Here is a 9417-nt window from a genome sequence, read left to right as displayed (position 1 = left end):
GGTATGACCAGCGTGCTCCACACTTGGGGATCAGCGCTGACCCACCACCCGCACATCCACATGATCGTCCCTGGCGGCGGCCTGTCGCCTGACGGCACAAGGTGGGTCGCCTGCAAACCCGGATTCTTCCTGCATGTACGCGTGCTGTCGCGGTTATTCCGACGCATGTTTTTGCAAGGGCTGATGGATCTGCATCGCGTGGGCAAACTCACCTTCTTCGGTAATCTCGAAGGGCTGGCTGAGGCCGATGCATTCGCCACTTGGCTCGCCCCGTTCCGCAAATCCGAATGGGTGGTCTATGCAAAACCGCCCTTTGGCGGTCCTGAGGCCGTGCTGGCCTACCTGAGCCGCTACACCCACCGGGTGGCGATCTCGAACGCCCGTCTGGTCAGCGCAGATGCCCAAACAGTCGCCTTCCGCTGGAAGGATTACCGCATCAAATCCGGCGACCGCCGATCCGTCATGCGGCTGGCCACGCCCGAGTTCATCCGCCGCTTCCTGATCCATGTTTTGCCTGACGGGTTCCACCGCATTCGGCACTATGGCCTGCAGGCCAGCTCGGCCCGCAAGGCCAACATCACAAAAATACGTGCCTTGCTATGTGTCCAGCGTCCGGACAAGGCCGCCGCGTCAGAGCGCAACACCGAGATCATACCACTCACCCTGCGCGAACCGTGCCCCTGCTGCTGCGGACCCATGCGCATCATAGAAATCTTTCGCCGCGGGCAAAAACCGATGTCGCGCGCACCTCCGTGGGAGCAGGCTGTATGACACACCGCCTGTCAGATGCCAGACAACGCGACCGGCTGCCCCCTGCAGGCCCGGTCCGAACAGGGTGTGCCTGCCCAACTTCGACATTACACACGGCAGCATGCACGTCAGAACGATCAGCTTTGTCGGAATCATCGAACGCTTTTGAACACGCCTCAGGTGCCGTGCGCACCTTTAGCCGCACCCTTGATACAGCCGTCGCCCCAACCGCCAGCACACTTTCCCCATAGCATGTTCCAAGACCCCCGCGGCTTCCTCCTTCCGAGGTTTGTCAACGTGGGCCGCCATCTCATGGCCGCCACCGTCACGCCGCGGCCCACATCGAAAAACCTTCAGGAAAGCGGGCATTCCCTGCGATATGCACGGTTGTCTCCACTGCTGACTTTGTTGCCTTTCATTCTTGGTGCGACAATGTCCGGTTCAGAGAACTCTTCAAACCCCGTAAGATGACAAATTTTGGAGACCGCTTTTAGGGCCCGTGGACAATCGGGATTCCCATCGGTTCTGATTTCTGATTCAAACTTCCCAAATGGAGGTTTGAATGAACGAGCAGCGCTTTGTGGTGACGGATCATATATGGCGGCGGCTTGAGCCGCATTTACGGGGAAAGGCGAGCGACGCGGGGGCGACGGCTAAGGATAATCGGCTGTTTCTGGAAGCCGTCTTCTGGCGCGTTCGGACGGGCACACCATGGCGCGACCCATTGCCCGGCAATGCATGTTTACATGCATGAGAGGGGGCCGCCCGCTTTCGGCAACTGGAACAGCCAGTTCCGACGGTTCCGTCGTTGGGCTCAATCGGGCGTATTCGAGAGTCTTTTCAACGCCATGAGCGGTGACCCCGACCTCGAGTACGCGCTCATCGATGGCACCATCGTTCAGGTTCACCAGAAGGCAACCGGCGCAAAAGGGGGACTCACGCTCAAGCCATCGGACGCTCGCGCGGCGGCCTGACAGCCAAAATCGTTGCCCTCGTGGCGTTTCGGTCCCGTGTTGCGGGGGGTTATTTGTCCATCCTGACCCAAGCGATGACATTGGCGCTGGCGCTGTATCTGTTTCAAAATGACAGTGGGTTGCGCGGCAATAACGGGCTTTCGGGGCTGCAAAACCTGCCGGGGCTGGGCCATGTCGGCCAAGATGTTATGTTAATATGGTTCTTCTGGGCCTCGGCCGCGGCCCTCGCCCTCGCCGATATCCTTGCAAGCTGGATCGTGTCAGGAAAATTTGGCAGCGTGATCCGCGCGATCCGTGATGATGAGGCGCGGGTATCTGTCCAAGACATGTCGCGCTGCACCGGCTTGTCGCGAAATACGATTACTAAGCATTTGAATGCAGGCGCGATTGACCGTTTGGCTTTTGGCGGGGAGCTATGACTGATTTTGGGTGACACGCTCTAATCATGCGGCGCGGTTCTAGATGTTGCTGTCTGCGGCGACAACCGCAACAGCCTCTTGTGCCGGGGTCAGGGTGGTCTGCAAGCGGTGCGCTGTATGGCTGCGGTCGTGAACGCTGTCTCGATGCCGCCACTTGTAGATCGTTTGCTCGGTCGTGCCGAACCGTTCCGCCAAAACCGACGCAGGCTCGCCGCTCGCCTGAATCGCAGCCCGCACCTTGGGCGTGGTTGTCGCTTGCTTATAAAGATGAATCAGCATGGCAGTGTCCCGTTCCGAATGTCCCTCAGAACTGATCTTGCCATGAAAAAGGCAGACCGCCGAGGGTCAATGTGATGGTCCGGGATGGAACATCTACCCTTCCCCACTCAAGCGTGGTTATTCTGAAAGTGCCAAGTCAGCCCTTTGTAAGAATATGCGCGATGGATTGCAGGATCACTGCGTTGGTGTTGAGGTCTGCGTAATTCGTGGTGGCGGTCTGGGCGGTGAAATAGAGCGCAGATTTGAATCCAGATTTCGTCCGGGCCTGATGCCGCAAGGAGTCAATCAGCCGAGTTGAATACGCGTTCGGACGAACGGCGTGCCACAGGTATGCCGCCTTTGAACTGATCGCACGCAGAGACGTCCCGGATATGTCGGTTACCGTAGTACCATCTTCGCCCGCGAACTGGACAATCCACGGGTCGGTAAACTTTGAAAGATCATAGCCCTGATAGGTAAACCAAGGAAAGCGATCAAGGGGAGTCTCCGAAGCCGCCGCCGGCACGCCGGACTCCTTGGCCAGCCTGGATTGTAGTGCATCCAGACAATCGGCCAGAAACGACGCAGAGGGCGAAGGCTCCATCTCTATCAGATACAACAAACTCGGCTCGGCGCCCAACGGACCAAAAGCGACCGTCGCCGCAAGCAGCCTGGCCTCGTCATCCGCCGTGGCAACACGGGCAAAATCATCGAAGGGAGAGGCCACATCAAATCCCCAAAGCCGCATCCCCGCTGCCACATAGTCTGTATAGTTCGAGGCAAAATCCTCGATCATCTGCTTTCCGCGGTAGGAATGAAGCCGCCGGTCAATAATGACCTGGGCAAAGTCCCAAGACGCGACCAAAGCGTCCAGTCCCGCAGGCGCCAGTCGATGCCGATTCAGGCGACCTAGCGAAATCATCAAGCGCCCGGTGTCAAAAGAGTTGAAGCGCGTTGTGCCCTTTCCGCTTTGGGCGTTGATCGTCTCGGGCGGCAGGACAAGACGCTTGCGCGAGGCCCGCTCGACCGTTCTGAGCAGGCGTTTGATCCTGTCTGCAAAATCCTCATCCGGGATCAGCCCCAGATCCACCGCCGCAATCAGCGCGTTCACATGGCTGCCGATTTCCCACATGCTGGCAGCAAGGAAGTCGGCAGACGGGCGGGTTCCTAGAGTCATCGTTGCCGGGCACAACCCTGTGGACCTGATGGTGTTATCAGAGAAATAGGCCCAGGCCGACTGCGCATCTTCCAGCAGTTCCGCGCGTTCTGCGGACAGAATTCCTGTGGCGGGTGGCACCGGTTTCAACCGCTTGGCACGGGTCAGCAACAAAGTCGGCAGCAACAGATCTTGCGGCAGTGTTTCCGCGCAATAGGTTGCAAGAGACATCATCCGCGTCTCGGTTCGGGCGACAATCGGCCGGATTGCGTGCAGGAACGCCGTTCTCAAGGCGGGCTCCGACAGCGCAGAAGCCGCAACAAGCAGCACCCCATCTTCAAGCGTTTCAAGATCGCGCTGGTCCGGAAACGGCTCCTCGCCCACAGCACCGAAATAGGCCAGAACCGGAATGTTCAGTTCAGCTTGCGCGGCAAGGCCTGTGATACGCCGCCCGCCAACAACCGGCTTCACAACAACCCCAAAGCGCATATCGTCTGCCGCAACCGATCCCGGCAGGGCAAGCGAAAGAGGCTCTTTCGCAAAGGTCCCAAGCATCAGACCTTGATCTGGCCGATCACTTTTGACAATCGCCAGTGGTACCCAATAGGACAGATCGCCCGTCCCCGCAGCGATGGAGCCTGTGATGTCTGGCCCAGTACTGAATAGTATCTTTTCGGCCCTGAGCATGTCCTGAAGCGCGGCAAGATGCGCCATCGCCAATGGATCAGCAGGGGTCGGCTCAAGCAGATGAAGCACCACGCGGCGCCGAAATCCGCCGTCGGTGCGCATTTGGACGGCGCTGGCCAGATCCGAGACCATGCTCAGATCAAGGGCCGCAGCTTTCAGGATCCGTCCGATGTCCCGGGCGGCGGCAAAAAGGACATCGGTCGCGGTGCGGGTGACATCACCTGCTGCAAAGATAAAGTGCCGTTGCAGGCCTGGAAGGTTGCGCGAAAGCGCAGTCGCGGCCTCTTCCACGCGCAGCACCTCGCCCCCGAGAAGGCTCAGGACGCCCTGCAGGTCCAGCCTTGCCTCCACCGGCAACCCGTTATCGGGAAGGGCGATGACGGTGCGAAACCCCGCAGACAATGTGGCCGATGCCGCCGGCGAATCAAGCGGGGACTTGCAGGCGATGGACAGGAGCGGTTGGCGCGAAAGACCGGGCCCGGACGGGCCATAAAGGATATCGACCAGGCTCTGACGCACCTTTTGTGCCGCGCGCGCGGCCTGATAAGGCGCTTCCTGCCCAAGATCAGGGCACCAAGCCACAACATCGATCAGTCCGGGAAAGGACTCGAAGTAGCGCGCAAGCAATCGGCCAATCTCGCTGCCTTGCCAAAGGGGCGTCGGGCTATCGCCGGAATCGACCACAAGATTGACCGGGACCGCATTGGCAACCAGTGCCGACAGCAGCGTGCCAAGACTTTCCGCATTCGTCCTCGCATTGATCCCGGTGATGGTGAACAGCACTCTCTGCGGCTGAGGCGGGACGATCTCTTGTGCCGACACCGATCGCCCGATGATGGAGCCGAAGGCTACAGCCGTAAGAAATGTCCTGCGCCTCATCGTGCGGCTGCGTCCTTCATCTGATCTGTCCCCAAGCGGTGCAGCTTGTTCCATCGTGCCAGCTTTCCACTCAGCGCAGACCACAGGGCACGGTAAATGGTGACATAAAGCAAGGGCCGATACAGCATGTTCATCAGCGGGATCATCGGAATCAGCAAGATCCGGCGCCAGAGTCCGATTCCTTCGCGGCGATGCGCCGTCCAGGCAACGGCGATGTCCATGACCTGCACCGCCGCCATCCCGATCAACGCAAGTTGCGAGACATCCAGCCCCTTCGAGGCCGTTCCGGAATGCCAATCGGACAGAAGATCAAAGACGAAATAGAGAAAGATCAAGTCAACGACCGGGGAAACCAGCGGCAGAAGATAGCCGAAAAACACCATGTCGAACATCGAGAACAACCGCTTGGGGCCGAACTCCAAGAAGGCGCCGCGATGTTTCCAAAGTGTTTGAAGGTTCCCTAGCGACCAGCGCAGCCGTTGCTTCAGCAAAGACCGCACATCGGCGGGCGCTTCGGTCTGCGAACGGGCATTTTCGGCGTAAGCGACCCGGTACCCCCCCCGCCGTAGCCAGATCGTCAGATCGGCATCTTCGGTCAAAGTCTCATTGGAATAAAGACCGACGTCTAGCACCGCGTCTACACGCCATGCGCCCAAGGCGCCCGGCACAACCATGATCCCGTTTAGATGGTCTTGCGCCCGCCGCCCGATCTGCTGGGCAGTGATATATTCGATCGCCTGGAACTTGGCAAGCAAGCGGGAGGTATTGGCGACCGTAACAGTCCCTGCTACGGCCGCCACCTTGCTGTCGGCAAAGGGCGCCACGATCTCACGAATCGCATCAGGCGCGATCCTTGTATCGGCATCGACGCAGACTGCAATCTCAGTGTCGACCTGCTGAAAGGCCGTGTTCAAAGCCCACCACTTGCCCTGATTGGTCTGCGACAGAACCTTGACGCGCGGATCCGACCCAAAAGCTTCCGCGACTATCCGCAGTGTGCCGTCCTCTGATCCGTCATCGATCACGATGCACGTCAGGTTTGCATAATCGCTGGCAAGGATCGACCGCAGCGTGTCTACGATTACCTTCTCTTCATTATAGGCCGGCACCAGAACTGACACCGATGGATCTTGCGCAAAAGTGCGCAGAAAGATCGGATCGCGGCGGGCCGACAGAAACAAGAGCAGCGCCGAGCGGGCGAAGCTGGCAAAGACGCAAACCCAGAACATCGCTACCAAAAACGCGATACCATAGCCGATCGCCGACACCGAAACTCCCTTAAAGACCGAGAACGCCAGTCCGACAGGCGGCATCACGGCTTGCGTGGTCGCGCCCAAGAGTGTTGAAAGCGGAACAATTTCGTAGCCCCGCGCGCGCAGGGCGGGGATCAACAACGAAACCGCCTCGGCAGTGTGCATGCCGGTGCTTTTTCCATCGTGCAAAACAATGACGTTGCCACCTGATTTATCCATCTCGTCAAACACCTGCCGGACGATTTCGTCGGCGCTGATCCCGGCCCAATCTGCGGGGACGATATCGCTTCCCGCGACAAAATATCCCTCCTCTTCCAGGACAGAGAAGGCAATGGCCTCATGCTTGTTGATCGGCCCCGGCCCCCGGATATAAGGCGGGCGATAGAGCAGGGGCGACCGCCCGATCACCCCTTCGATCAGGCTGCGGTTCGCGTTGAGTTCGGCGCGGATCAAGAACGGGCTCAGGTCTTCCATATGCGGATGATTGAAGCTGTGCGATCCGATCGTATGGCCCTCATCCACTGCGCGCTGCAAAAGAGATGGTGATGCCAAAGCCGCGCGACCAACGACAAAGAACGTCGCCAACGCTTCTTGTTCCTTCAGCGCATCGAGGATCCGGGTAGTGGCCACGGCATCAGGGCCATCGTCAAAGGTCAATGCGATCTGATTTGGCGTGCGGGTGCCATATCGCTCCATCTCCAAAGGCAGTGGGATGGTGTCATATACCAGATCCACGATCATGCCGCTTTCAGGATCCAACCGCCACAGCCGATGGCCCGGCTGGCCAGGGTCAAGCAGCCGGTAGAACGGCCCTTCGCCCGTGAATATCACGTTGTCGGGAAACTCGGGCACGCCAAGAGACCGCAAATGCACATCCAGCAAGCGACCGACCACTGCGTCCCAATAGGCCGGCTCTTCTTCACCAAGACTGGCAACGGCGACTTCCGTGATCTCAAGATCCCGCAGCACCTGAAGGTTGTTGTGAACGCTGGCGGCATCCAGCATCCAGATCTGGTGACGGTTGCCGTCGCGGTCAAAAAACGACGCATAGCTGTTTTTGGCCGACGGTGAAAAATCGATTGACGCCTTGGCGCGCGAGATCCGAAACATGGCTTCGGCCATGCTGATGCGCTCGGGAACCGCTTGTCCAGACACCCAATCCACTGCATGACCGCCTACCGCGATCACCAGCTTTGCCATCGGCACATCTCGCTGGATTTGCGCGACCTGCGCACCGAACCAACCCAAGGGTGCCAGAGGCTGCGGCTGCGATCCCAGCCAGGGATCCTGAAACGCGGTCACGATCACCTTGTCGACGTGGTCCACAAGGCCCGGAATGGTCCATTGACCATCAGAAATCGAGGCCACAAGGCAAAGTTGCAGGCCTGCCGAGCGCGTCTTGGTCGCCAGTTCGGCAACAAATGGAACCAGCACATCGGCGTCTTTCGCCTTTAGTCCTTGCAGCCGCAGGCAGGCCCCATCAGCCTGAACATCTGAAGCCAGCCGCAGCATGCTGTTGGCAAGACCAGTCCGGCGCGTTTTAACCGACAGAGCCTCAACAAAGGCGGCTGCGGTGATGTCATCTCCTAGATTGAAGACCGGCCAGAATTCAACCTCTCCGCGCCGTTCCACGTCGAGCGAGGTTAGCACCTCCTTCGTCTCTGCGTCCACAACAAGGCTGGAGATCGCAAGGGATGGTCCGGTGATCTCGAACCATTCGGGCATGATGACATTGATGCGGCCGCAGTTTCGAAGCAGGGGCAGGAACGCATTGTCCCGGAACGAGGGAAGAATTGTGTAAACGCGCGTCGGGAAAACGCTGTTTTCTGCCGCCATCGCCGCGCCTTGCCCAGGCCGATCGACCGTGCAGCGCGGCGTTGCCTGCTCCGGCCTCGTCCAGGCTACAAAATCCTGCCCCGGACCGACTGATGCCTTGGCGTCGATCAATAGACCAGCATCAGTCAGGCGGATCTCAGGACGCGTCCGGGGCGCCTCTGCCGTCTCGGCCACCATCGGATTGGCATCGATCAACGGCATTTGTGTCGGCCGCAATATCAGCAGGGCAATCGCCACAACCCAGATCAGGCCGATAGCAACCGCAACGCTTCCCCACAATTTGACACGCCGAAAGCGAAGACCACTGAGGTCTTCGAACACCGGATCCCCTGCGACAGATCGAGGCATAATCTCACCTTTTGGAAGTCGCATTGTATCCAATTCTGTCAAAACAATGACATTAGCTTAGTGAAAAGTGCCGGCTTGATTAGTAAGAAATCGTAAAGACTTTGCTAATTTGTGTCAGCAGGCGCAGACTGTCAAAGAAAACTGCTTTTTTGTTCAATGGTTTGCGATAATTAATCCTGAAGCTAAGTTATGTCGTCGCCCCCGAAACAATGGCCCTTCGATTGAAAGAGCAAACGGCGCCCAATGGGTGGACTATTACCTTTGTTTGTGGCCGATTTATGGCGTGCGAAGGTCTTGGGAGCCCGCAGGTTGTGCAGTCGCTCCCGAGCAAACCAACGGGCGGGTCGACGTCCGAATTTTTCGAAGGACCATTTTCACACCGCCTGCTCATGCTGCAGAGGGCAAGCACAAGTTCACTTGGCAGGAGAGGGGAAGTTATTGCTATGAGGAGAGGCTTGGGAGGGCCCTTGCTGCAAAGCCCTCCCAAACACGGAGCTATATTGGGGGACTCCGCAGGACCGAATAGACTGGTGGCCACTCCGCCCAAAGACCAGAGTATCCGTCTTGATCAAGCCTCTTTAATCACCCAATTTCGGTTTGCTTTGATGAGGGCGTTGGCGAGTTCAATCAGCTTTCGCATGAGCGCAGTAAGGGCGACTTTTGGTGGCTTTCCAGCTTTAATCATGGCTTGATATTTTGCCTTGAGGTCAGGGTTGAATCTCATCGCGACCAAGGCTGGCATGTAGAGGGCGTCCCTCACTACTTTGCGCACCCTGAATGAATGATTTCCCTCGCCATTGTCCAGATTGCCGTGTCATCGGCGCTACTCCAGTTAAACAAGCCACCTGCTTTCGGTC

3 protein-coding genes and 4 pseudogenes are annotated in these 9417 nt (G+C 58.4%); 3 read left to right on the top strand and 4 right to left on the bottom strand.

Translation table 11 applies throughout. From position 1 onward, the window contains the following. From BMY36_RS18005 to BMY36_RS20910, 3 genes and pseudogenes are all read left to right on the top strand, one after another. Positions 1-771: IS91 family transposase (locus BMY36_RS18005; protein WP_175469338.1), on the top strand; the 771-nt coding region annotated here is incomplete at its 5' end. A gap of 541 nt (positions 772-1312) precedes the next feature. Continuing rightward, positions 1313-1747: pseudogene (locus tag BMY36_RS20915) on the top strand (IS5 family transposase); the annotation flags it as partial. After that, positions 1745-2038 (top strand): annotated as a pseudogene (locus tag BMY36_RS20910) (urea ABC transporter permease subunit UrtC); the annotation flags it as partial. The pseudogenes BMY36_RS20915 and BMY36_RS20910, both read left to right, overlap by 3 nt. Before the next feature lie 168 nt (positions 2039-2206). On the opposite strand, the pseudogene BMY36_RS17990 reads toward BMY36_RS20910, so the two are convergent. From BMY36_RS17990 to BMY36_RS17975, 4 genes and pseudogenes are all read right to left on the bottom strand, one after another. Then, positions 2207-2422, bottom strand: a pseudogene (locus tag BMY36_RS17990) (IS481 family transposase); the annotation flags it as partial. Between the two features lie 136 nt (positions 2423-2558). Continuing rightward, entirely contained in the window at positions 2559-5027 is a 2469-nt protein-coding gene (locus tag BMY36_RS17985; protein WP_050520672.1) for a DUF3131 domain-containing protein, read from the bottom strand. Between the two features lie 92 nt (positions 5028-5119). Continuing rightward, entirely contained in the window at positions 5120-8533 is a 3414-nt protein-coding gene (locus BMY36_RS17980) for a glycosyltransferase (protein ID WP_175469337.1), read from the bottom strand. 595 nt (positions 8534-9128) lie between these two features. Then, a pseudogene (locus BMY36_RS17975) lies at positions 9129-9417 on the bottom strand (transposase); the annotation flags it as partial.

Origin of the sequence: Pseudorhodobacter antarcticus (assembly GCF_900110135.1) — a bacterium.
GTDB lineage: Bacteria > Pseudomonadota > Alphaproteobacteria > Rhodobacterales > Rhodobacteraceae > Pseudorhodobacter > Pseudorhodobacter antarcticus.
Note: the sequence above shows the minus strand (reverse complement) of the source record. Positions and strands in the feature narration are given on the sequence as shown.